Origin of the sequence: Pseudomonas sp. GCM10022186, from assembly GCF_042656385.1 — a bacterium.
Classification (GTDB): domain Bacteria; phylum Pseudomonadota; class Gammaproteobacteria; order Pseudomonadales; family Pseudomonadaceae; genus Metapseudomonas.
This window is the reverse complement of sequence record NZ_JBHSOU010000002.1, coordinates 323604-345639: the sequence shown is the minus strand read 5'-3', so window position 1 is coordinate 345639 and position 22036 is coordinate 323604. Positions and strand designations below refer to the sequence as shown.

Sequence of the window (22036 nt, the reverse complement as noted above, 5' to 3'; positions counted from 1 at the left end):
GGCCGTTAGAGTTGCTGCTGGCTGGAAGAAGGGCGACAGGATGCGGCGACCCGCTCGTAGGCCAGCTCCTTGTTCACCGGCGGCAGGCGGTAGTCGATGGTGCAGGCGCCCTCGCTCCAGCGGATGGCCAGGCGGCCCTGGTCCTCGATGCCGAACACCAGCAGGCGGGACAGGTTGTCCACCATGCCCAGTACCTTGTCCTTCGCGTCATGGGCCTGGGCGCCGAAGGGAATCTTCTGGCCGTCGGCCTGGCTCAGGTCGAACTGCACGCGGCGGCCGGACTCGGCGGCGAAGCGGCCCTTGACGATGGCGCCACGGGTGGGCACGACCATCTGCGCGTTGTCGGCGATCTCGGTGTCGCTGCCCAGGGTATTGGTGTCCAGGGTCAGCCAGTTGTAGCGGTAGGGCTGGGCATAGGGCACCACGGCGTAACCCTTGCGGTCGGTGCGGATGGCCTGGTAGCCGTCGATGCCGACCCCGCGGATTTCCGGTACTTCGACGAGGGCGAAGGTTTCCCCCACCGGTGCGCCGAAGGTCACCCCGCCGCTGTGCAGCACCACGGAACCCGAGGCGTTCAGGTCCATGTGCTTGTTGTCGCGGCCCTGGCTGTAGTTGGCGCTCAGCTTGGATTTCGCGGTATCCCAGCCGATGCCGAGGCTGCCTGAACTGCCGCCGCGATCGCTGTGGCTGGCCTGGGCGGCGTAGTTGACGGTGTTCGCCTCGTCCAGGTAGCCGGTAACGCTGGTCTGCAGGCTGGAGTCGCCATTGTTCGAGGAAATGGCGCTGGCATTGATCCGGTGCGAGCGGGCGTTGCTGCCGAGGGGAATGCTGATGGAGGCGGTGAACTGGGTATCCGACTGCGCCGCCGGGCCGGAGTCCTGGGTACGGGATACGGAGAGGCTGTAGCTGGCGGAGCGCACGCTGCTGCTGTAGCCGAACTGCCAGCGGCGGGTGCTGCCCTGGCGGTTCCAGTAGTTGGTTTCGCCCACGCCGAGGAACAGCGAGCCGCGCCCGAAGAGCGTCTGGTTGATGTTCATGTCGAAGCGGCTTTTCTGCCGGCCCACGCTCGTGCCGGTGACGTAGTCCATGTCCTCCACATGCTGGTTCAGGGTGCGGTAACCCTCGGTGGAGTAGCGGTAGCCGACCATGGTGAAGGTGGTGTCGGTGGCGGCCAGGGTCTTGGAGTAGAGGAAGCGCGCGCTCTGGCCCTGGTTCCTGCCGCCGCTGCGGGTCTTCGACTGGCTGTTGGTGACGTCCAGGGAGAGGCCGCCGAGGGACGTGTTGACGCCCACGCCGAGGTTGGCTGCGGTGTACTTGTCCGCCACCACCGCGCCGCCGTAGCCGGTGAGGTTGTCGGTCATGCCGTAGACCGCCGTGCCCTGGGTGAAGTTGGGCGAGGCGTGGCCGTCGGTCTGGTACTGGCCGGCGGCGAAGCTGTAGCGCAGGTTGCCGCGGCGGGTCATCACCGGCAGGTAGGAGAAGGACTGCTGGAAGCTGCGCTCGCGCCCGTCGGCCTCGATGATCCTGACTTCCAGGTCGCCGTTGGAGCCGCTGGGGTAGATGTCGGTGATCTCGAAGGCCCCCGGCGTCACGCTGGTGGAGTAGATCACGTAGCCGTTCTGGCGCACTTCCACCGTGGCGTTGGTTTCGGCGATGCCGCGCACCACCGGGGCGTACCCGGCCTCGTGGTCGGGCAGCATGCCGACGTCGGAATTGAGCTGCACGCCGCGCATGCGCACGCTGTCGAAGATCTCGCCCGGGCTGTAGAGCTCGCCCACGGCCAGGGTGCCCTTGAGGCGGCGGATGTCCCGCTCGGCGTAGGTACGGTTGCTGCGGAAGGTGTTGCGCATGCCCGTCCCGCCAATCAGGGAGGAGTCGTTGCGCAGCCGCCAGCCCAGCAGGTTGAAGCCGTTGCGCAGGCCGATGTAGCGGTAGTCGCTGGTCTGGCCGTCCTGGATGTTGCGGCTGAAGTTGGTCTGGTAGTTGCTGAACAGCGCGGTGATGCCGTCGTCCCACAGGGAGGGGTCGACATAGCCGCGGGCGTTCCGCCGGACGTAGGCCTGGGGAATGCTGATCATCAGGGCCAGCTCCGTGACCTCGAATTCCACCGAGGCGCCCTGGATGGTGGCGGCGACATCCAGCGGCGCGGCGTCTTCCAGGTTCGCCGGGAGGATGTTTTCCCGCATCAGCCGGGCGACATCCACGCCCAGGGACTTCAGCAGCCCCAGCTGGATCAGTGGCCGCACGATGCCGGTCGTGGCGTCGGCGGCGAAGTTGATGTCCTGGCGGGTGGCCAGTTCATGGTTCAGGTAGATATCGACGCTGTAGGAGCCCGGCAGCACGCTGCTGCCCTTTTCGAAATACTCGAGTTCGACCGCTCCACCGCCCTGGTTCAGGAACAGCTCGTTGAACTCCGCGGCCAGGATGTCGCCCGGCATGGTCAGGCCAAGGGCCAGGAAACAGGACGACCCGGAATAGGCGGCAATCTTGAAATTGAACTTTTTCATGAAATTGGCCATGTAACTATCCCTTGAGTCGAACTTCCCCGTGCCGGCGGAAATAACTCCGTTGATATGCGCTGTTTGAATTCAGGCGTTGATGTGGGTGCGCTGGAGAGCGTTACTTAGTTGGCGACTTCACTCGTGTGCCTATCGATGCCGCCATAGTCGTTGATGGTTTCGAACTCGACTTTCCGTGGGCCGGAAGTGTTGCCGGGAAAATTCTTGATACTCAGTTGGAGCGTCGACTTCGGCGCGGCCATGTCGGCATTCACGTCATAGGATTTGCCGGCGCTGATGAACTTCACCTGGCCGAAGGAAACATGGAAGGGCGAGGCATTGCTCACTTCCAGGCCCCGGCCGGTCACGCGCCATTCCAGGGCGGCGGGTGCGTCCTCGACTTTTCCCGGCAAGCCGGCAGGGCGATAGAAGAGCTTGATCCGCTGGCGCAGGGCGATCTGCAGGGTGTTCTCGGACTTCGCCTTTTGCGGGATTTCCTGGACGTTCAGGCGGAACATCGATTCCTGGTCGGTCGGCAGGCCTTGCCCGTAGTAGAGGATGCGCAGGTTCTGCTGCTTGCCGCCGCCCAGCCGGCTCAGGGCGGGCGTGATGGCGAACGGGACGTCCTGTTTTCCCGTGGCGCTTTCGTCCTCGATCCAGGACTGGATCATGATGTCCTGGTTCGCCTGGTTCTTGACCAGCACCGAGGCCTCCTTGGCGGGGGCGCTGAGTACGACGCGGGTGCTGCCCAGGGTGATGCCGGCGGCCGCCAGGCTGGAAGCGAGCAGCAGGCAACAACCCAGCAGGATCTTGGAAGACAGTCGATAGCTCATGGGACTCACCTCTGATGCGGAGGGGGCGCCCCCCCCTCCGGCGTTAGCGGATTAGCGGTAGGTCAGGGTGAAGGGCAGGGTGCCTTCGGCGGTACCGGCCTCGACGTCCGCCAGCTTGCCGCTCATCACGAAGCCGGCGCGCAGGTTCATGTTGGCGTTGTACTTGAAGTCCGGATCGGTGCCGGTCTTGACCAGTTCGGTCTCGAAGACGTCGCCCGAGTTGGCCAGGTTGATGCGGGTGCCGTCGGTCTTGTAGAGGCCGATGCCAACGCCTTTGGCGGTGCCGGTGGTCTTCAGCAGGCCGGTGTTGTTGTCGAAACCGGAGCCGGACGCCGGGTCGAACTTCAGCTGGACGTGGGTCAGGCCGGTGCCGGTGCCGCCGCAGTCCAGGTTCAGGTTGATGTTGGTGCCGCCCGCGATGCCGCCGGCGGCGGCATTGTTCAGGGCGTCGATGGAGACCTTGCCGAGTTCGACGTCGATGACCTGCTTGCCTTTTTCACCGGTGACACCGGTACCGGCGCCGCCGGATATGCCGCAGGAAGCGGCGACGATTTCGCCCTTGAAGTTGATGGTGCCGTCAGCGGCCATTGCGCCGGTGGCCAGGAGGCTGGCGACAGCGGCGGCCAGCAGGCTTTTCATGGAGATAGTCACGATAGAACTTCCTTTTGACAGATTGAGGTAGTTGCGCGGTTGAACTCCTTGGGAGTCGAGTTAAATTTTCAAGGAAACTTCGGGGCGCATCTATAAAGCCATTCCCACGGGACTGCTGGTTTTCTCTCATGAACTTGTAGGGTTTTTCCTACAGAGTGGGGGACTCATGCTTTTATTTGATCTGTATCAACAGATGGAGGGATAGATGGCAATCAAGTGCTGGATTGAAGTTGATGCGTAAGTTCTGAATATGGCTTTGTATTTTTCTGACGGAAGTTTCGCGCCATTCAATGCGGTCGAAAGTAATGGCGGAGTCTGGGCGGATTGATGGAGCGGAAGTTCGCAGTGGGAAAACTCAACCCATTGGTTGTGCGGGGCCAGTGGGCCGGGCCGTCCAGGCGACATTGGACGGCCCTGCGGTGCGGCAGGTGGAGGCGGGAACCGTTGGGCTAAGGCAACTGGCGCAGGCCGTACTCCAGGCTTGCCGCCGACAGTTCGCCCATATGGCTGTGCCGCAGCCGGCCCTGGGGGTCGTAGAAGAGTGTGGTGGGCAGGCCGAAGGAACCGGTGGCCTGGCCCAGGCGATTGCCGCTGTCCAGCAGGACTTCCCGGGGCGCCAGGCCCTGCTCGGCCAGATAGCGGCTCACCGCCTCGGCGTGTTCGCCCTGGTTGACCAGCAGGAAGCGCACCTGCGGGCGGGCCTTCTGCGCAGCCACCAGTACGGGCATTTCGCGGCGGCATGGGGGGCACCAGGTCGCCCAGAGGTTGATCACCAGCGGGCGGCCATCCAGTTTGCGCAAGTCCACCGGGCGACCTTGCAGGTCCATCAGGCTCAGCGCTGGCAGCTGCCGGCTGCGTTCCAGGGCCGAGACCACGGCCTGGCCGCCACCCCAGACACAGCCGCCCACCAGCAGGGCGATCGCCAGGGGTTGCCGCAGGGCCGGCTGGCGCCAGGCGAGCAGGGCCCCCAGCAGGGCGGCGGCGATCAGGCCGGGCCAGAGCAGGAAGCCGCCATCGCGGATATCCACAAGGCTCAGCGGCTCTTGCGAATACTGCTCGAAGTAGCGGGCGGCGAAGGCCACCCGCGCCGCCAGCAGGCCGCCGACCAGCATGACGAACAGCGTGCCCTCGGGATTGGTCTTGCGTTTGCGGCCGGCCAGCCAGCCGGCGAATAGCGCGGCGAAGAAACCGAGGTAGAGCAGCGCGTGCTGCATGGGGATGGCGAAGGGGCCGAGGTTGAGGCTGGTCATGCCGGACTCCGGGAAACGAGGCGGCGAGTATCGCAGCCCGGCGCCGGGCTGTGGATAAATGTTTCGGGCGCCTTTCCTGTGGGGGCGAATTCATTCGCTATGCAGACCGAAGGTCTGCCCCTGGAAATTCCAGGGGTCAGCTGCGCTGCCCTTGGCGAATGAATTCGCCCCCACAAAAAGCCGGGCTGTGGTTACCGGGTAAGGACTCAGCGCACCACATGCAGGAAGTGCAGGTGCTTCTCGTACTGGTCGAGCAGGTCGCCTATCACTTCCTCGCGGCTCCAGCCCATCACGTCGTAGTCCTGGCCGCCTTCGCGCAGGTAGACCTCGGCGCGGAAGTATTTGCGCGCATCGCCGTTCTCCTCGCCATTGTCACGGCTGGCGTAGCGCGGCAGGAGGAAGGCGCGCGGGCGCACTTCGTAGCTGAAGTCGACGTCCGCGCCGTGGCCGACGTTGAGCTTGCAGCGGCCTTCCTCACCGTTCAGCACCTGCACTTCGTAGCCCTGCTTGCGCAGTTCATCGGCCACTTCCTCGCAGGCGGGCTGCACCACTTCGCCGATGAAGCGGGTGACGTGGGTGCGCCGGGGGAACATGAGGATGCCGCGCAGGCGGCGCTGCCAGCCGCCGTGCTGGCGCTGGGCCGGGCGTGAGAGGTTGAGCGACTGGTAGCGGATGCCGCGCTTGGTGGCATCCAGGCGCAGCGCCTTGAGCAGCCCCCAGGTGGCGGCCAGCAGTACTGCGGCGAAGGGCAGGGCGCTGGCGATGGTAGCGGCCTGCAGGGCCTTGAGGCCGTCGGCCAGCAGCAGGGCCATGGCCACGACGCCGACCAGGATCGACCAGAACAGGCGCTGCCAAAGGGGCGTCTCGTCGCGTCCTCCGGAGGCCAGCATGTCCAGCACCAGGGCGCCGGAGTCGGCCGAGGTGACGAAGAACACCACGACCATGGCCACCGCCACCAGGGACAGGAAGTAGGCGAAGGGGAAGTGCTCGAAGAAGGCGAACAGTGCCATCGAACTGTCCTGCCGGACCGTGTCCACCAGGTCGGTGAGGCCCTGGTGCAGCACCATGTGGATGGCCGTGTCGCCGAACACCGTCATCCACAGCAGGGTGAAGCCGGCGGGGACGAAGAGCACACCGCAGACGAATTCGCGGATGGTGCGGCCACGGGAGATGCGGGCGAAGAACAGGCCGACGAAGGGCGACCAGGACAGCCACCAGCCCCAATAGAGAATGGTCCAGCCGCCGATCCAGTCGGTGGGTTCGTAGGCATAGAGGTTGAAGGTCTTGCTGACGATGTCCGAGAGGTAGCCGCCGGTGTTCTGCACGAAGGTCTGCAGCAGGAACACGGTGGGCCCCAGGACCAGCACCACCAGCATCAGGATCACCGCCAGGGCGAGGTTGAGTTCGGACAGGACCTTGATGCCCTTGTTCAGCCCGCTGGCCGCCGACAGCGTGGCCAGGCCGCAGGTAAGGGCGATCAACCCAAGCTGCACCGGGGTGCTGATCGGCAGGCCGAACAGGTGGTTGAGGCCGCCGTTGATCTGCAGCACGCCGTAGCCCAGGGACGTGGCGATGCCGAATACGGTTCCGAGGATCGCGAAGATATCCACGGCATGGCCGATGGGGCCGTAGATGCGTTCGCCGATCAGCGGGTAGAGCGCCGAGCGCAGGGTCAGCGGCAGGTCGTGGCGGAAGCAGAAGTAGGCCAGGATCAGCGCGACTATGGCGTAGATCGACCAGGCGTGCAGGCCCCAGTGGAAGAAGGTGAGTTTCATCGCCTCCTTGGCCGCGGCCACTGTATTGGGGTCGCCCACGGGTGGGTTGGCGTAGTGCATCAGGGGTTCGGCGACGCCGAAGAACATCAGGCCGATGCCCATGCCGGCGGCGAACAGCATGGCGAACCAGGTGCCGTGGGTGTAGTCGGGCTGGCTATGGTCGGGGCCGAGCTTGATATCGCCGAAACGGCTGACCGCCAGGAAGACCACGGTGATGAGGATCAGCGCCACGCTGAGGACGTAGAACCAGCTGGCATTGAGCAGGATCCAGGCCTGGATCTGGCCGAACAGGGCCTGGGCCTGGTCGCGGGCAAGGGTGCTGTAGAGCACCAGGGCGATGATGAGTATTGCGGAGCCGAAAAAGACCGGTGGGTTGAGGGTGGATTGCGAAGACTTATTTGCCTCCATTGAGCTAGCTCTCCTTGTTATCGGATGGCCGCCATGGGCGGAAGGCGCGCAATCCTAGCACAATCGATAGCGCAAATATTTTGGTAGGAATTTTCTGATAGTTTTTGTTGTGAATCTCCCTCTGGTCTGGCGGCGTGGGTTCGCAGGACCGTAGGTTGGGCTGAGGTACCAAGCCCAACGAGCGAGGCTTTCCTAGGCTCTGTACGAAAAGTGCCTGCGCTCGGTGATGCTTCGTTAAAAATCGGTTCGGAATGCTCATTAACAGCTCGTTAACTCCGCTTCCTCACCGATTTTTGCCTCGCCTGACCTTCGCTCGACGACTTTTCGTACAGACCCTAGGCACTGATCCAGGGCTGGGTAGGGTGGACCACGCTTCACCGGTCCACCATTCGAGGCCCGGCATAACATCGCTGGTGGATGTAAAAAGCGACATCCACCCTTGTGGCTACTGCGTCGACATGGCATCTCCCACAGCGAACAGCCAATACGCCTCGGCTTCAGGCCATGGGCTCCGGCCGGTACTGCAGGGCTTCGCCCAGGTGATGGCGGGCGATCCATTCGGCCCGTTCCAGGTCGGCCAGGGTACGGGCCACCTTGAGGATGCGGTGGGCCGCGCGCAAGGACAGGTTGAGGCGTTCGCAGGCCTCTTCCAGCCAGTTGCGGTCGGCGCTGTCCAGGGCGCAGTGCTGGCGCAGGCCCTTGAGGTCGAGAAAGGCGTTGGCGCAGCCCTGGCGCTGGAGCTGCAAGCGTCGCGCCCGCGCCACTTCGGCCGCGGCTTCCTCGCTTCCCGGGCCGCCGCTGGTGGGCGGCTCCAGGGCGGTGGCTTCGCGGGCTACCGTCACGTGCAGGTCGATGCGGTCGAGCAACGGGCCGGACAGCTTGGCGCGGTAGCGCTGGACCTGCTCCGGGGAGCAGCGGCAGCGTCCACCGGGGTCGCCGAGATATCCACAGGGACAGGGATTCATCGCCGCCACCAGTTGGAAGCGGGCTGGGAAGCGTACCTTGTCGTTGGCGCGGGCGATGACGATTTCGCCGCTCTCCAGTGGCTCGCGCAGCACTTCCAGGACCTTGCGGTCGAACTCCGGCAACTCGTCGAGGAACAACACGCCCTGGTGGGCCAGGGTGATCTCGCCGGGTTTCGGCCGGCCGCCTCCGCCCACCAGCGCCGCACCCGAGGCACTGTGGTGCGGGTGGCGGAAAGGGCGCTGCGGCCAGGTTTGCAGCGGAGCATGGCTGGCCACCGAGTGGATGGCCGCCACTTCCAGCGCCTCGTCTTCTTCCAGGGGCGGCAGCAGGCCGGGCAGGCGGCTGGCCAGCAGGGTCTTGCCGGTGCCGGGTGGGCCACAAAAAAGCAGATTGTGCGAACCGGCCGCGGCCACCAGCAGTGCGCGCTTGGCGGCGGCCTGGCCCTGCACTTCCGCGAGGTCGGGGTAGGGTGGGCGCTCCTGTAGCAGGCCCTTCGGCTCAAAGGGCGCAAGGGGCGTATGGCCGGCGAAGTGCGCAGTGAGCTCCAGCAGGTGCCCGGCGGCCAGCACTACCAGGCCGCTGGCCAGGCTGGCTTCCTCGGCGTTCTCCTTCGGCACCACCAGGGTGCGCCCGGCGGCGCGGGCGGCCAGGGCGGCGGGCAGTACGCCCTGCACCGGACGCAGGGCGCCGGAAAGGGCCAGTTCGCCCAGGCATTCCACCTGTTCCAGGGCCCCAGCCGGCAACTGGCCGCTGGCGCCGAGCACGCCGAGGGCGATGGCCAGGTCGAAGCGGCCGCCGTCCTTGGGCAGATCGGCCGGGGCCAGGTTGAGGGTGATACGGCGCGGCGGGAAATCGAAGCCGCTATTGAGGATGGCGCTACGGACGCGGTCCTTGCTCTCCTTCACCGCGGTTTCCGGCAGGCCCACCAGGGTCAGGGACGGCAGGCCGTTGGCGAGGTGCGCTTCGACGGTCACGGCGGGGGCTTCGACGCCGACCTGCGCGCGACTGTGGACGATGGCCAGGGACATGATCACTCCTTGATCGGTCCGCCGGCCGGACCGGGATCACTCGGCCGGCGGCGGATTCAGCTTGGCTTCCAGCTCGGCCACCTTGGCCTCCAGGGCCTCCAGGCGGGAGCGGGTGCGGGCGAGTACCACCATCTGGCTGTCGAACTCGTCACGGCTGACCAGGTCGAGTTTGCCGAAGGCGCTCTGCAGCAGGACCTTGAACTGGGCCTCGACCTCGGCGCGCGGCAGCGGGCTGTCGCCACTGAACAGGCGCGAGGCGTGGGAAGCGAGGGTGTCGAGCAGGGCTTTGGGCGGCAGCATGGTGGGTTTCCGTAGGTGAATGGGCGGGAGTCTACCACGGGGCGCCGCACCCGGACCGGCGAGGGGCGGTGCACACTTTTTGAGCAGCGGCATGGGGCGTTGCGCACCCCTTTGGTGCGATATGCGCTGCGATCCAGCGGCGTTGGGCCGGCATTCGGCCAGTATCTGCTTGAAAAAAGGCACTTTCCGCAGAGCTGGCAAGAATTCTGCTTGATGCAGGGCGACGCATGCACCGATGCAGTTCCGGTGCACCGGGCGAGGCGGGGGAGTGTTTCGCCAGAAGCGGTTGGTTTTTTTGTCGGAGTGCCGAGCCAGGGCGGTCCGACGCGTTACAAAGCCAGACACTGCGCTTAGACTTGAGCCGGGTTCGTTTTTCCTGGGGCAAGTCAACCAAACACGGGAGAAGTTTCATGAAGCTAGTCACCGCCATCATCAAGCCTTTCAAGCTCGACGACGTGCGCGAGTCGTTGTCGGAGATCGGCGTGCAGGGCATCACTGTCACCGAGGTCAAGGGCTTCGGGCGGCAGAAGGGCCACACCGAGCTGTACCGTGGCGCCGAGTATGTCGTCGATTTCCTGCCGAAGGTGAAGATCGACGTGGCCATCGCCGACGACCAGCTGGATCGCGTCATCGAGGCCATCACCAAGGCTGCCAATACCGGCAAGATCGGTGACGGCAAGATCTTCGTCGTCAATCTGGAACAGGCCATCCGTATCCGTACCGGCGAAACCGGCACAGACGCGATCTAAGCCTCCGAACCCCAACGCCCCAGGAGAAAACAACATGACTCTGCGTAAGATCGCAGGGCTAGGAGCCCTTTTGTCCCTCGTCACCCCCGGCCTGGCCATGGCTGCCGACGAGGTTGTGCTGAACAGCGGCGACACGGCATGGATGATCGTCGCCACTGCGCTGGTGCTGTTCATGACAATCCCTGGCCTTGCGCTGTTCTACGGCGGCATGGTGCGGTCCAAGAACGTTCTCTCGGTGATGATGCAGTGCTTCGCCATCACCGGCCTGATCAGTATCCTGTGGGTGGTCTACGGCTACAGCCTGGCCTTCGACACCACCGGCATGGAACAGGGCGTGATCAACTTCAATTCCTTCGTCGGCGGCCTGTCCAAGGCCTTCCTCAGCGGCCTGAACACCAGCAGCCTGGTGTATGCGGTGCCTGAGAGCGTGTTCATCACCTTCCAGATGACCTTCGCCATCATCACCCCGGCCCTGATCGTCGGCGCCTTCGCCGAGCGCATGAAATTCTCCGCCATGCTGATCTTCATGGCCGTCTGGTTCACCCTGGTCTATGCCCCGATCGCCCACATGGTGTGGAGCGGCAACGGTGGCCTGATGTGGGACTGGGGCGTGCTGGACTTCGCCGGTGGCACCGTGGTGCACATCAACGCCGGTGTGGCGGGCCTGGTGGCCTGCCTGGTGCTGGGCAAGCGCAAGGGCTACCCGCACACCCCGATGGCCCCGCACAACCTGGGCTACACCCTGCTCGGCGCCGCCATGCTGTGGATCGGCTGGTTCGGCTTCAACGCCGGCTCCGCGGTAGCCGCCAACGGTACCGCCGGCATGGCCATGCTGGTCACCCAGATTGCCACTGCCGCCGCGGCCCTGGGCTGGATGTTCGCCGAGTGGCTGACCCACGGTAAGCCGAGCGCCCTGGGCATCGCCTCCGGCGTGGTCGCCGGCCTGGTCGCCATCACCCCGGCCGCCGGCACCGTCGGCCCGATGGGTGCCCTGGTCATCGGCCTGGTGGCCGGCGTGGTCTGCTACTTCTGCGCCACCAGCCTGAAGCGCAAGGTGGGCTACGACGACTCCCTGGATGCCTTCGGCGTGCATGGCGTCGGCGGTATCGTCGGCGCCCTGCTGACCGGCGTATTCGCGGCTCCGGCCCTGGGTGGCTTCGGCACCGTCGAAGACATCGGCGCCCAGCTGCTGACCCAGTTCGAAGGCGTGGCCTTCACCGTGGTCTACACCGGCATCATCACCTTCGTGATCCTCAAGGTTCTGGACGTGGTCATGGGCCTGCGGGTCAACGACGAGGAAGAGACCGTCGGCCTCGATCTGGCCCAGCACAACGAGCGTGGCTACAACCTCTGATCCCGATGATTTCCCCGTCCGGCGGAAGCCGGCGAGGCAGTCGGGAAGAAAGCCGAAAGGGCGCCGCAAGGCGCCCTTTGCTTTTTCAGCGGCCGCGCTAGAATGCCGCCCGTAAGAGCCGAGACAGGTATTTGCGGATGTGGTGGCAGACCCTGATCACCTTGCGCCCGAGGCCGCGTGGCTTCCACCTGGTCACCGAGGAAATACTGGCGGCATTGCCGGAACTGCGGCGCTGTCGCGTCGGTCTGTTGCACCTCTGGCTGCAGCACACCTCGGCTTCCCTGACGGTCAATGAGAATGCCGATCCCGCGGTACGGCGGGATTTCGAGCGGTTCTTCAATCGGCTGGTGCCCCAGGGTGAAAGCGGCTATGAACATGATTATGAAGGGCCGGACGATCTGCCCGCGCACTTCAAGGGCAGCCTTCTCGGCTGCCAGCTGAGTCTGCCGGTCCGAGACGGGCGACTGGCAATGGGCACCTGGCAGGGTGTCTACCTGGGCGAGCACCGCGACCAGGGCGGTGCGCGCAGGATTCTGGCGACCTTGCACGGCGAGGCGCCCTGAAAATTTTCCGGCAGCGTTAGAAAGCTGGCGCAGCTGGGCTATAACTAACCTGCTTTGGCAAGGCATGAGGTAGAACATGAGCGACGAAGAACTGGAACAAGACGAGCTGGAAGCGGCCGACGAGGATGACGGCGAAGAGCTGGCTGCAGCCGATGATGGCGACAGCGACGACGAAGGCGAGGTAGCTGCCCCCTCCGGGAAGGGCAAGGCCAAGGCCGCGGTCGAAGTCGAAGAGATGCCCAGCATCGAAGCCAAGCAGAAAGAGCGTGACGCCCTGGCCAAGGCGATGGAAGAGTTCCTGGCCCGTGGCGGCAAGGTGCAGGAGGTCGAACCGAACGTGGTAGCCGACCCGCCGAAGAAGCCGGACAGCAAGTACGGCAGCCGCCCCATCTGAGGTCGGCATCCGTCTAGAGAGCCCGCTGACTGGCGGGCTTTTTCATGGGCGATGGAATGTGAGGGAGAGGTTGGGGCGGGCTCTTTCTGGTGAAGGGGCGATTTCAATCGCCAAGGGCGGCGAAGCAGCCCCATGACGCCCCGCTGGCAGGCCTGCGGCCTGCTTGGCGAATGAATTCGCCCCTACAGGATTCCGGTGGGCCTGGACGTGTGATGGCCGACGCTCAATGCCACCTGGCCCAGCGCGCCAGCATCTCGGGCAGTTCCCGCAGGCTGGTGATCTCGGCGTCCGGCAACTGGTCGCCGCTCCATTCCTTGCCCAGCGGATTGAACCAGATGGCGCGCAGGCCGGCGCGGCGGGCGCCCTCGATGTCGTCGGCCGGGTGGTCGCCGATGTGCACGGCTTCCCCGGGGGCGACTCCCCCGCGCTTCACGGCCTCGAGGAAGGGCATGGGGTCCGGCTTGCCGATGCCCAGTTCCTCGGCGCAGAGGGCGAACTTGAAGTAGTCGGCCAGGCCCAGGCGGCGCACGTCGGCGTTGCCGTTGGTGATCACGCCCAGGCTGTAGCGGTTGGCCAGGCGCTCCAGGGTGGGCACGGTGTCGGGGTAGAAGGTGATGCGGTGACGCGCCTGGAGCATGGCCTGGAAGGCGCCTTCGGCCAGGTCGATGGCGTCTTCGCTGCTGTAGCCGACGCCTTCCAGTGCCCGGCGCAGGGTGCGCCGGCGCAATTCGCTGAGGCGGTGCTTGAGGCTGGGCTCGGCGGCCAGGACGTCGGCGCGAATCGCCCAGAGGTGTTCCACCGGCAGGGCGCCTAGGGCCGGGGTGTGTTCCATCAGCCAGTCGCGCATGGCCGTTTCGGCGCCTTCGATCACCGGGCGGTTGTCCCAGAGGGTGTCGTCCAGGTCGAAGGTGATCAGCTGGATGCTCATTCGTCCGCTCCGCGTCGCTTGGCTCTTGGGTGGGCCTTGTCATAGACCGAGGCCAGGTGCTGGAAATCCAGATGGGTGTAGATCTGGGTAGTGGAGATGTCGGCGTGGCCGAGCAACTCCTGCACCGCCCGCAGGTCCTGGGATGATTCCAGCATATGGCTGGCGAAGGAATGCCGCAGCATGTGCGGATGCAAATGCTGGCCCAGTTCACGAACCCCGGCCTGGCGCACACGCAGCTGGATGGCACGTGGCGTCAGGCGGCGGCCCTGCTGGCTGACGAACACCGCCGGTTCGCCCGGCCGGGCCGCGGCGCGCAGCGGCAGCCATTCTTCCAGCGCCTCGCGCGCCTTGCTTCCCACCGGCAGCTCACGGGTCTTGTTGCCCTTGCCGCGCACCCGCACCAGGCCGGCGGCGAGGTCGAGGCCGTCGAGATCGAGGCCGACCAGCTCGGACAGGCGCAGGCCGGATGAGTAGAAAAGCTCCAGCATGGCCTGATCGCGGCGGGCGATGAAGTCGTCTTCCACGGCGCCATCCAGCAGTTGCTGGGCGCGATCGGCGTCCAGCGCGCGGGGCAGGCGGCGGGCGCCCTTGGGCGCGGCGAGGCCGTTGGCCGGGTCGTGGCGGCAGCGGCCCTCGCGGACCAGGTACTGGTAGAGGCCGCGCACCGCCGAGAGCAGGCGGGCCAGGCTGCGGCTGGACAGGCCGTCCTGGTGCAGCCGCGCGACGAAGCTACGCAGCGTGCGCACGTCCAGGTCCTGCCAGTCGGCGATGGCGTACTTCTCGCAGAGGGCGCGTACCTTGAGCAGGTCCCGATGGTAGCCGTCCAGGGTATGCGCCGAGACCTGGCGCTCGCTGCGCAGGTGGTTCAGGTAGGCATCCAGGTCGGCTTGCATGGGACTTCCTTGGGATGCGCGGCGGGTTATCTCACCGAACGCAGGGGAGTGGCGAAGCGCGGCAACACGCGGGACAGGACTTCGGCGATGTAGCCGAGGAACAACGTGCCCAGGGAGCTCTTGTAGTGCTGCGGGTCCGGACTGCCGATGGCCAGTACGCCGTGCAGCCCCTGGTGGGTCAGGCTGACCACGGCGGCCGAGCCGACCTGGTCGCGCTCATCACTGCCGAAGAGGAATTCCAGCTCATGGCCGCGCAGCACGCCGCAGATGGTCTTGCCGCCCGTCAGCAGGCCGCCGATGCTCTGGTGCGCCTCGGCGGCGGTGACGCTGCGGCCCACCGGCAGGGCGTTCTCGCTGAACAGGATGAGGCTGACGAAGGGCACCTGGAATTCATGGCGCAGGCTGTCTTCCACCGCGCCCACCACTTCCTCCAGGCTGGAGGCGTCGAGCAGGTCGAGCACCAGGCGACGGGTCTTGTCGAACAGCCGGTCGTTCTCCCGCGCGACATCCATCAGCTGCGACAGGCGATGGCGCATCTCGATATTGCGTTCGCGCAGCAGCTTGATCTGGCGTTCCACCAGGGACACGGCATCACCCGGTTGGTGGGGGATGCGCATTTCCGGAATCAGCTCATCGTGATGGACGAAGAACTCCGGATGGTGGCGCAGGTAGGCGGCCACCGTTTCGGCATCGAGGTGTTGCGGCTGGTCCTGGTGCTGGTCGGTCATAGGCGAACCTGTCCTTCGAATACGCGGACGGCGGGTCCGGTCATCATTACGGGGTGCCCGGGGCCGGCCCACTCGATGGAGAGCCGACCGCCCGGCAGCTCGAGCTGCACCGGGGAGTCCATCCAGCCCTGGCGGATAGCTGCCACCGCGGCGGCGCAGGCGCCGGTGCCGCAGGCCTGGGTTTCCCCGGCGCCACGTTCCCAGACGCGCAGTTTCGCCTGCTGGCGGTCGATGATCTGCAGGAAGCCGACGTTGACCCGCTGCGGGAAGCGCGGATGGTGTTCCAGCTGCGGGCCCAGGCTGTGCACCGGCGCCGTGGCGACGTCGTCCACCCGCAGCACGGCATGGGGGTTGCCCATGGAGATGGCCGCGAGCTCGACGGTCTGGCCGTCCACCTCGACCGGGTAGCTGAGGGCCTCGGCGTCGGCGACGAAGGGAATCTGCTGCGGGACCAGGCGCGGCGGGCCCATGTCCACGGTGACCTGGCCGTCCGGCCGGACATCCAGTTCGATGATGCCGCCCTTGGTTTCGACGCGGATGCGCTTCTTCACCGTCAGGCGTTTGTCGAGGACGAAGCGGGCGAAGCAGCGGGCGCCATTGCCGCACTGTTCCACTTCCGAACCGTCGGAATTGAAGATGCGGTAACGGAAGTCGACGTCCGGATTGGTCGGCGCCTCGACTATCAGCAACTGGTCGAAGCCGATCCCCGTATGGCGATCGCCCCATTGCTTGGCGTGCTTGGGCTGGATATGGGCGTGCTGGCTGACCAGGTCGAGGACCATGAAGTCGTTACCGAGGCCGTGCATCTTGGTGAAGCGCAATAGCATGGCTGCGCCCTCACTGCGGCAGCAGGCTTTCGCCGGCGTAAAGGTCTTCGATCGTTTCGCGGCGGCGCACCTCGAAGGCCTGCTCGCCATCCACCAGTACCTCGGCGGCGCGGCCGCGGGTGTTGTAGTTGGAGCTCATCACGAAACCGTAGGCGCCGGCGGAACGGACCGCCAGCAGATCGCCCTCGGCCAGCACCAGGTCACGCTCGCGGGCGAGGAAATCGCCGGTTTCGCAGATCGGGCCGACCAGGTCGTAGGTGCGCTCGTCGCCGGCATGGGGCTGCACCGGCACCACATCCATCCAGGCGTCGTAGAGCGCCGGACGGATCAGGTCGTTCATGGCCGCATCGATCACGGCGAAATCCTTGTGTTCAGTGTGCTTGAGGTATTCCACCTGGGTCAGCAGCACCCCGGCGTTGGCGACTATGGAGCGGCCCGGCTCGAACAGCAGTTCCAGCTTGCGGCCCTGCAGGCGCTGGCGCACGGCCTGGATGTAGTCGCCGGGCAGCGGTGGCTGTTCGTCGCGGTAGCGCACGCCGAGGCCGCCGCCCAGATCCAGGTGGCGGATGGCGATGCCGCGCGCGCTCAGGCGGTCGATCAGCGCCAGCAGGCGGTCGAGGGCATCGAGGAAGGGCTCCAGGCTGGTGAGCTGCGAGCCGATATGACAATCGACGCCGATCACCTCGAGGTTCGGCAGGCTGGCGGCCTGGGCATAGACGGCTTCCGCTTCGTCGATGGCGATACCGAACTTGTTTTCCTTCAGGCCCGTGGCGATGTAGGGGTGGGTACCGGCATCCACGTCCGGGTTCACCCGCAGGGAAACCGGGGCCTTCACTTCCATGGCTGCGGCCACGTTCTGCAGGCGTTCCAGCTCGTTGCGCGACTCGACGTTGAAGCAGTGCACGCCGGCTTCCAGGGCGCGGCGCATGTCGTCACGGGTCTTGCCGACGCCGGAGAAAACGATGCGCTCGGGCGCGCCACCGGCGGCCAGGACCCTTTCCAGCTCACCGCTGGAGACGATGTCGAAGCCCGCGCCGAGGCGCGCCAGCAGGTTCAGCACACCGAGGTTGGAGTTGGCCTTGACCGCGTAGCAGACCATGCCCGAGGTGCCGGCCAGGGCATTGGCGTAGGCCTGGTAACCGGCCTCGATGGCCGCGCGGGAATAGACGTAGGTGGGCGTGCCGAAACGGGCGGCGATATCGGACAGCGCTACGCCTTCCGCGAACAGCTCCCCGTCGCGGTAAGTGAAAGCGTCCATGGCTGTTCCCCCGATCAGCGGATGTACACGTCTTTCTGGTGTTCTTTCGCCGCTTTCTCGTCGTCGGGCATGTAGAGCGGGCCTTTCTGGCCACAGCCGGCCAGCAGACAGGCGGCGGCGAGCAGGGCGACGAAGGGGGCGTGAAGTCGCTTCATGACGGAGTCCTTGCAGAAAACGTGAATTGTTCCGGAGTATACCGACCCCCCGACGCCTTGCCTATTCGCCGGAGTTCCCGTCCGGCGTGGCCTGCGGGCCTCTGCGGGGCTGGCATTGACGGCTGGAAAAGGAGCTTCCATGGACCACGCCGCATCCCTTGTCGGCTCGGTCTCGGTCGCCCGTCTGCCCGCGCTATCCTTCAGCCAACTGGACCGGACAGCGCCTCGGCGAGTACCGTCGCACCCCACATTCCATGCCCTGAGGTAGAACCCGATGACTTTGAGCGAAGCCCAATTCCACGACCTGGTCGATGCCGCCCAGGCACTGGTGGAGGACGCATTCGACGACAGCGACCTGGACCTGGACCTGGAAAACAGCAGCGGCGTGCTCACCGTGCGCTTCGAGAACGGCAGCCAGGTGATCCTCAGCCGCCAGGAGCCGCTGCGCCAGCTCTGGGTGGCGGCGCGCTCGGGGGGCTTCCACTTCGACTATGACGAAACCAGCGGCCGCTGGATCTGTGACAGCAGCGACGAGCCCCTGGGCGAGCTGCTCAGTCGTGTGACCCGCGAACAGGCGGGCGAAGACCTTGAGTTCGACGAGCTCTGACAGCGCGCCTGCCGCCCGCCATCCGTCGCCCTGCGTGCGCCGCTGCTGCCTGGATGATGCCGATGTCTGCGTCGGCTGTGGCCGGACCCTGGCGGAAATCTGCGAGTGGAACCAGGCCAGCGACCCGCGCCGCCGCGAGATATGTGCTGCCGCCCTGCAGCGGCGGCGTCTGACGCCCGGCTGACCGGGCGGTCTTGCCAATGGTCGCCGGGCTGACGTACTGTCGGGCTTCCGGGCGTGTTGTCCGGATGGACAGATTCAGAAACCCCGCCTTCGGGCGGGGTTTCGCTTTTTTCGCAACTTGCACAAGGAGTCGCGCCTTCGCCATGAACACTCATCCGCCCATCACCATCACCCGTCTCGACCTGCAACGTCTGGAGCGCCTGCTCGACAGCCTGGAGGAGTTCGGCCCCGCCGCCGAGGCGCTGGAGCGCGAGCTGGCGCGCGCCCAGGTGGTAGGCCATGAGGAAGTTCCGCCGGGCGTGGTCACCATGAATTCCCGCGTGCATTGCCGGGAGGAAGGCAGTGGCAAGGACTACCACCTGACCCTGGTTTACCCGGAGGACGCAGGTGGCGAGGGCAAGGTGTCCATCCTCGCTCCGGTGGGTAGCGCGTTGCTCGGCCTGTCCGTCGGCCAGCATATCGACTGGCCGGTGCCGGGCGGCAAGACCCTCAAGCTCACCCTGCTGGATGTCGAGTACCAGCCCGAAGCGGCCGGCGAGTACGCTCGCTGAACCGCACGACCTTGTAGGGGCGATTTCAATCGCCAAGCGGACCGCAGGTTCGCCCTTCGAAATTTGCATGGGGCGGCTACGCCACCCTTGGCGAATGAATTCGCCCCTACAGGACAGAGGCCGGCGGTTTAGCTCTGCAGGATGGGTAGAGCGGAGCGAAACCCATGCTGTCGGATCGATGGGTTTCGCAAGCTCTACCCATCCTACGGGTCCTACGGGCTGTCCGAATCAGTGGACTGTGGGAGCGATTTCAATCGCGAATGAATTCGTTCCCACAGGACTCAGCCGTCGCGCAACGCCCGGTTCAGCCGTTCTTCCAGTTCGACCTTGTAGCGCAGGTAGTGGACTGTCTGCGCCCGGCCCTTGCCTGGCACCCGCGACAGGTCGAGGTCGGTGATGTAGCAGGGATAGCGCTCCGGCACGCGGCGCTGCGCGAGGATGTGCCGGGCCACGGCGGCGAACAGGCCGGCACCGTATTCCAGTTCGGAGAATTCCCGGTGGTTGCAGTAGAGAGTCACGCGGACCAGGCCCTGGTCGGCCGGCTCGACTATCGCCTGCACGTCATAGAAGGGATGGCTCACCGCCGCCGAGGGTGCTGCGCGGCGCTCCAGCTGGCGGCCCTGGCGCACCACCTCGTAGTAGAGGATTTCCGCTGCCAGGGGAGCCTGGGGGCTGTCCAGGGGGAGCAGGGCGTTGCGCCGGTAGAGCAGTGACTGCAGAAAACGGTGCAAGGGCGTCAGCAGGCTCTGCTCGTCATGAAAGGGCAGGCGCTGGCGCCACAGCGCGTTGTGTTCATCCAGCAGGCTGATCTCGGCGCTGTCGCCATCCTGCCGATAGAACACCTGAATGCAATCGGGCCGGCCCAGCGGCAGGATCAGCGCCAGGTCCTGGTCCTGCAGGGCGTGGCGGTCCAGTTGCAGCGGGCTGTAGCCCGGCAGGTCACGGCCCAGGTGTTCCACCAGCGCCGGCAGGTCCGCCAGGCTGGCGTGGCTGACCTGGCCCGGTTCCAGCTGCAACACGTGGAAGCGCTGGCGGACCTGCAGCAGGAAGCGCGGTACGCCCGCGGCGCCGAGCATCTTCCCGGCATCGCCGAACAGCTCCTCCACCCGTTGGCCGATGGCCTGGGCGCGATTGCGGCAGAAGCAGCGCACCCGCAGCCCCGGTTGGGCGCCGTCGGCGGGCAGGCCGTTGAGGTAGTCGCGCAGGCAGGAGAGCAGGGCGTCGGGGCCTGCGTAGCGTCGCACCAGCATTTCGTTCCAGCTGTTCAGGGTCACCTGGTCGATGGTCTGCACCAGGTTCTCGCGCACGCCGGAATAGCCCAGTGCATCCGTACGTTCGCTGATCAGGTGCAGGTTCTTCTGGCTGTGCTGCTTCAGCGGGTCGATGCCGACGTTCACCAGCAGCAGCACTTCGGCCGGTGCGCCGGTCCGCAGCAGGGCGTTCTCGTCCACCTGGCCGAGGGGCTGGGGAAAGGCTTGCTGCAGGCTCGCCAGCAGGTTGGAGAGTTCGGGCTCGGTGAGGTCGCTGGTGCCGGGGTGCAGGGAAATGCGGGTGCCGGCGTCGATCACGCCGTTGCGGTGGCACCAGGCGAGCAGGGCGATCAGTTCGCGGCTGCGCTTGAGCGGGGCGAAGTCCTGCCATTCCTGGACGTTCAGGCTGCCGGAGAAGAGCCCCCACTGGGTCTCGCCATCGGCTTCCGGGCTGGGGTACTGCACCAGGGTCAGGGTGTCTTCGGCGATGTCCGGGGCAATGCCGGGGTTGATGAACTCCACCTTGCCCGCCTTGCGCTCGAAGGCGGCATAGAGGCGCCGCCCGAGCACGCCCAGGTCGCGGCTGCTGAGAGTTCCTCTGGCCTGTTCGCTGCGGGCGAACTGGGACAGGAAGCGGTAACTGTAGGTCAGCTCATTGACCAGCGCGCGGCGCTCGGCGAGCACCTGGCGTACTTTCCACTGGCTGCGGCTGTCGAGCATCGCCAACTGGCGGTGCGGCCAGCGCCATTCGGCGGTCAGGCGCTCCAGCAGGAGACGCTGCCAGCTCTTGCTGCGCTTGCGCGGCGGCCGGCTGAGCTTCTTGTTCACCTTCAGGTAGAGACAGCGGCGGATCAGCTCGAGGCGCTCGGTTTCGCCGCGCCCGCGCAGGTACTCCTCCAGGCGGCGGTAGACCACCATGTAGGGGTCCAGCTCGTCGAGGTCGAGGCGATTGGCGTAGACAGCTTCCTTGAAGCGCAGGGACAGGCAGGCCACTTGCGGATGCTCGCTGGCGTAGACCTCGGTGAGCAGCAGCTTGAGCACCGATTTGTAGGGCGACTCGATGCCCTTGTACAGCTGCCACATGCTGGCGCCGATGAATTCTCCGGGCGGAATGTGCGCCAGGTGACCGAGGTCGAGCACTTCCTCGGCGCGGATGAAGCGCTTGTCCAGCAGGGTGCGGCTGTACTCGGCGTAGCGCGCTTCCTCGTACACCGGCACCAGCCACCAGAGCGGCGTACGCCCGGCGAGCCAGATCGCGGTGCGGTAGAACTCGTCCAGCAGCAGGTAGTGCTGGGTCGTGCCGCAATCGTCCGAGGTCAGCCGCGCCTCGCGGTCCCCCTGGGTGAAGCGGGTCGGCTCGATCAGGAAGAAGTGCGCCTCGGCGCCCTGGCTGGCGGCCCATTCTTCGAGTGCGCTGCACTTGCGCTGCAGTTCGGTGATTGCGCCGGGACCCAGGTCCGACGCGTGGCAAACCCAGATGTCCATGTCGCTCTGCTCGGCCTGGGCGATGGTACCCAGGCTGCCCATCAGGAACAGGCCGTGGATCGGCGAGGGTTGCGGGCCGCGACGGGGTTTGTAGGCGAAGGAGCGGGTCAGGCGCTGGACTTCGGCGAGCAGCTCGCCATCGGGTTCATAGCTGGCGACCCCGGCCGGCGCGGTAGCGGAAATGTAGCCGGGCAGCAGCGGATGATTGACGTGGAACAGTAGCGGCAGCAGCTTCAGGACCAGCTGCTGGCGCGTGGACAATGCCTGCATGGCGCGGTCCAGGCGGCCGTCATTGACCTTGAGGAAGCGGGCGCGCAGCTGCGCGAGGACCTTGCGGTCGATGCCGTCGTCGATATCCGGGCGGATTTCCTGGGTGCGCGTCATGCTCTGTACTGGTCCCGA

21 protein-coding genes are annotated in these 22036 nt (G+C 65.9%); 7 read left to right on the top strand and 14 right to left on the bottom strand.

The features are described from left to right. Positions 1-5: 5 nt before the first annotated feature. From ACFPU0_RS02275 to ACFPU0_RS02245, 7 genes are all read right to left on the bottom strand, one after another. Complete coding sequence (locus tag ACFPU0_RS02275; RefSeq protein WP_377691163.1) at positions 6-2519, bottom strand: fimbria/pilus outer membrane usher protein; 2514 nt, start codon at positions 2517-2519, stop codon at positions 6-8. A 104-nt stretch (positions 2520-2623) separates the two neighbouring features. Next, entirely contained in the window at positions 2624-3331 is a 708-nt protein-coding gene (locus ACFPU0_RS02270; protein ID WP_377691162.1) for a molecular chaperone, read from the bottom strand. 51 nt (positions 3332-3382) lie between these two features. Then, entirely contained in the window at positions 3383-3982 is a 600-nt protein-coding gene (locus ACFPU0_RS02265; RefSeq protein ID WP_377691161.1) for a fimbrial protein, read from the bottom strand. 449 nt (positions 3983-4431) lie between these two features. Further along, a complete protein-coding gene (locus ACFPU0_RS02260) occupies positions 4432-5232 on the bottom strand; it encodes a prolipoprotein diacylglyceryl transferase family protein (RefSeq protein WP_377691160.1) in 801 nt (266 codons plus the stop codon). Positions 5233-5438: 206 nt separating this feature from the next. Then, positions 5439-7415: a choline BCCT transporter BetT gene (betT, locus tag ACFPU0_RS02255; protein WP_377691159.1), complete on the bottom strand. Its 1977-nt coding sequence runs from the start codon at positions 7413-7415 to the stop codon at positions 5439-5441. Between the two features lie 497 nt (positions 7416-7912). Continuing rightward, positions 7913-9409 (bottom strand): YifB family Mg chelatase-like AAA ATPase, encoded by a 1497-nt coding sequence (locus tag ACFPU0_RS02250; protein ID WP_377691158.1) that lies wholly within the window; start codon positions 9407-9409, stop codon positions 7913-7915. A gap of 36 nt (positions 9410-9445) precedes the next feature. Then, entirely contained in the window at positions 9446-9709 is a 264-nt protein-coding gene (locus tag ACFPU0_RS02245) for an accessory factor UbiK family protein (RefSeq protein ID WP_377691157.1), read from the bottom strand. Positions 9710-10119: 410 nt separating this feature from the next. Here ACFPU0_RS02245 and glnK point away from each other — a divergent pair, with 410 nt between their 5' ends. The 4 genes from glnK to sutA all read left to right on the top strand — a co-directional run bounded on the left by glnK (position 10120) and on the right by sutA (position 12769). Then, positions 10120-10458, top strand: coding sequence for a P-II family nitrogen regulator (glnK, locus tag ACFPU0_RS02240; RefSeq protein WP_003457590.1), 339 nt, complete (start codon positions 10120-10122; stop codon positions 10456-10458). A 34-nt stretch (positions 10459-10492) separates the two neighbouring features. Next, complete coding sequence (locus tag ACFPU0_RS02235) at positions 10493-11812, top strand: ammonium transporter (protein ID WP_377691156.1); 1320 nt, start codon at positions 10493-10495, stop codon at positions 11810-11812. 137 nt (positions 11813-11949) lie between these two features. After that, positions 11950-12375, top strand: a complete 426-nt coding sequence (locus ACFPU0_RS02230) for a secondary thiamine-phosphate synthase enzyme YjbQ (protein WP_377691155.1) — start codon at positions 11950-11952, stop codon at positions 12373-12375. A gap of 76 nt (positions 12376-12451) precedes the next feature. After that, complete coding sequence (sutA, locus tag ACFPU0_RS02225) at positions 12452-12769, top strand: transcriptional regulator SutA (RefSeq protein ID WP_377691154.1); 318 nt, start codon at positions 12452-12454, stop codon at positions 12767-12769. Between the two features lie 223 nt (positions 12770-12992). Here sutA and ACFPU0_RS02220 read toward each other — a convergent pair whose 3' ends face one another. From ACFPU0_RS02220 to lptM, 6 genes are read right to left on the bottom strand one after another with little or no spacing between them, the layout of a single operon-like run. Beyond that, complete coding sequence (locus ACFPU0_RS02220) at positions 12993-13697, bottom strand: HAD family hydrolase (RefSeq protein WP_377691153.1); 705 nt, start codon at positions 13695-13697, stop codon at positions 12993-12995. After that, entirely contained in the window at positions 13694-14590 is an 897-nt protein-coding gene (gene xerC / locus ACFPU0_RS02215; RefSeq protein WP_377691152.1) for a tyrosine recombinase XerC, read from the bottom strand. Before xerC ends, ACFPU0_RS02220 begins: the two co-directional genes overlap by 4 nt. A gap of 26 nt (positions 14591-14616) precedes the next feature. After that, a complete protein-coding gene (locus tag ACFPU0_RS02210) occupies positions 14617-15318 on the bottom strand; it encodes a DUF484 family protein (protein ID WP_377691151.1) in 702 nt (233 codons plus the stop codon). Continuing rightward, a complete protein-coding gene (dapF, locus tag ACFPU0_RS02205) occupies positions 15315-16145 on the bottom strand; it encodes a diaminopimelate epimerase (RefSeq protein ID WP_377691150.1) in 831 nt (276 codons plus the stop codon). The genes ACFPU0_RS02210 and dapF overlap by 4 nt, the downstream gene beginning before the upstream one ends. A gap of 10 nt (positions 16146-16155) precedes the next feature. Beyond that, entirely contained in the window at positions 16156-17403 is a 1248-nt protein-coding gene (gene lysA / locus ACFPU0_RS02200; protein WP_377691149.1) for a diaminopimelate decarboxylase, read from the bottom strand. Between the two features lie 14 nt (positions 17404-17417). Further along, positions 17418-17558: an LPS translocon maturation chaperone LptM gene (gene lptM / locus ACFPU0_RS02195; protein WP_028626859.1), complete on the bottom strand. Its 141-nt coding sequence runs from the start codon at positions 17556-17558 to the stop codon at positions 17418-17420. Between the two features lie 274 nt (positions 17559-17832). Here lptM and cyaY point away from each other — a divergent pair, with 274 nt between their 5' ends. The 3 genes from cyaY (at position 17833) to rnk (ending at position 18899) form a co-directional block, all read left to right on the top strand. Continuing rightward, positions 17833-18165 (top strand): iron donor protein CyaY, encoded by a 333-nt coding sequence (gene cyaY / locus ACFPU0_RS02190; RefSeq protein ID WP_377691148.1) that lies wholly within the window; start codon positions 17833-17835, stop codon positions 18163-18165. Further along, entirely contained in the window at positions 18146-18349 is a 204-nt protein-coding gene (locus ACFPU0_RS02185) for a DUF1289 domain-containing protein (RefSeq protein WP_377691147.1), read from the top strand. Before cyaY ends, ACFPU0_RS02185 begins: the two co-directional genes overlap by 20 nt. A gap of 142 nt (positions 18350-18491) precedes the next feature. Continuing rightward, positions 18492-18899 (top strand): nucleoside diphosphate kinase regulator, encoded by a 408-nt coding sequence (gene rnk / locus ACFPU0_RS02180; protein WP_377691146.1) that lies wholly within the window; start codon positions 18492-18494, stop codon positions 18897-18899. 281 nt (positions 18900-19180) lie between these two features. Here rnk and ACFPU0_RS02175 read toward each other — a convergent pair whose 3' ends face one another. Continuing rightward, a complete protein-coding gene (locus tag ACFPU0_RS02175) occupies positions 19181-22018 on the bottom strand; it encodes a class I adenylate cyclase (RefSeq protein ID WP_377691145.1) in 2838 nt (945 codons plus the stop codon). Between the last annotated feature and the right edge of the window lie 18 nt (positions 22019-22036).

What these genes read in the sequence shown, in the direction of transcription:
- sutA (WP_377691154.1), top strand. Translation starts at nt 12,452, where the DNA reads ATGAGCGACGAAGAACTGGAACAAGACGAGCTGGAAGCGGCCGACGAG.
- lysA (WP_377691149.1), bottom strand. Translation starts at nt 17,403, where the DNA reads ATGGACGCTTTCACTTACCGCGACGGGGAGCTGTTCGCGGAAGGCGTA.
- ACFPU0_RS02235 (WP_377691156.1), top strand. Translation starts at nt 10,493, where the DNA reads ATGACTCTGCGTAAGATCGCAGGGCTAGGAGCCCTTTTGTCCCTCGTC.
- glnK (WP_003457590.1), top strand. Translation starts at nt 10,120, where the DNA reads ATGAAGCTAGTCACCGCCATCATCAAGCCTTTCAAGCTCGACGACGTG.
- rnk (WP_377691146.1), top strand. Translation starts at nt 18,492, where the DNA reads ATGAACACTCATCCGCCCATCACCATCACCCGTCTCGACCTGCAACGT.
- ACFPU0_RS02230 (WP_377691155.1), top strand. Translation starts at nt 11,950, where the DNA reads ATGTGGTGGCAGACCCTGATCACCTTGCGCCCGAGGCCGCGTGGCTTC.
- ACFPU0_RS02210 (WP_377691151.1), bottom strand. Translation starts at nt 15,318, where the DNA reads ATGACCGACCAGCACCAGGACCAGCCGCAACACCTCGATGCCGAAACG.
- xerC (WP_377691152.1), bottom strand. Translation starts at nt 14,590, where the DNA reads ATGCAAGCCGACCTGGATGCCTACCTGAACCACCTGCGCAGCGAGCGC.
- ACFPU0_RS02220 (WP_377691153.1), bottom strand. Translation starts at nt 13,697, where the DNA reads ATGAGCATCCAGCTGATCACCTTCGACCTGGACGACACCCTCTGGGAC.
- lptM (WP_028626859.1), bottom strand. Translation starts at nt 17,558, where the DNA reads ATGAAGCGACTTCACGCCCCCTTCGTCGCCCTGCTCGCCGCCGCCTGT.
- ACFPU0_RS02270 (WP_377691162.1), bottom strand. Translation starts at nt 3,331, where the DNA reads ATGAGCTATCGACTGTCTTCCAAGATCCTGCTGGGTTGTTGCCTGCTG.
- ACFPU0_RS02175 (WP_377691145.1), bottom strand. Translation starts at nt 22,018, where the DNA reads ATGACGCGCACCCAGGAAATCCGCCCGGATATCGACGACGGCATCGAC.
- ACFPU0_RS02260 (WP_377691160.1), bottom strand. Translation starts at nt 5,232, where the DNA reads ATGACCAGCCTCAACCTCGGCCCCTTCGCCATCCCCATGCAGCACGCG.
- ACFPU0_RS02250 (WP_377691158.1), bottom strand. Translation starts at nt 9,409, where the DNA reads ATGTCCCTGGCCATCGTCCACAGTCGCGCGCAGGTCGGCGTCGAAGCC.
- betT (WP_377691159.1), bottom strand. Translation starts at nt 7,415, where the DNA reads ATGGAGGCAAATAAGTCTTCGCAATCCACCCTCAACCCACCGGTCTTT.
- cyaY (WP_377691148.1), top strand. Translation starts at nt 17,833, where the DNA reads ATGACTTTGAGCGAAGCCCAATTCCACGACCTGGTCGATGCCGCCCAG.
- dapF (WP_377691150.1), bottom strand. Translation starts at nt 16,145, where the DNA reads ATGCTATTGCGCTTCACCAAGATGCACGGCCTCGGTAACGACTTCATG.
- ACFPU0_RS02275 (WP_377691163.1), bottom strand. Translation starts at nt 2,519, where the DNA reads ATGGCCAATTTCATGAAAAAGTTCAATTTCAAGATTGCCGCCTATTCC.
- ACFPU0_RS02245 (WP_377691157.1), bottom strand. Translation starts at nt 9,709, where the DNA reads ATGCTGCCGCCCAAAGCCCTGCTCGACACCCTCGCTTCCCACGCCTCG.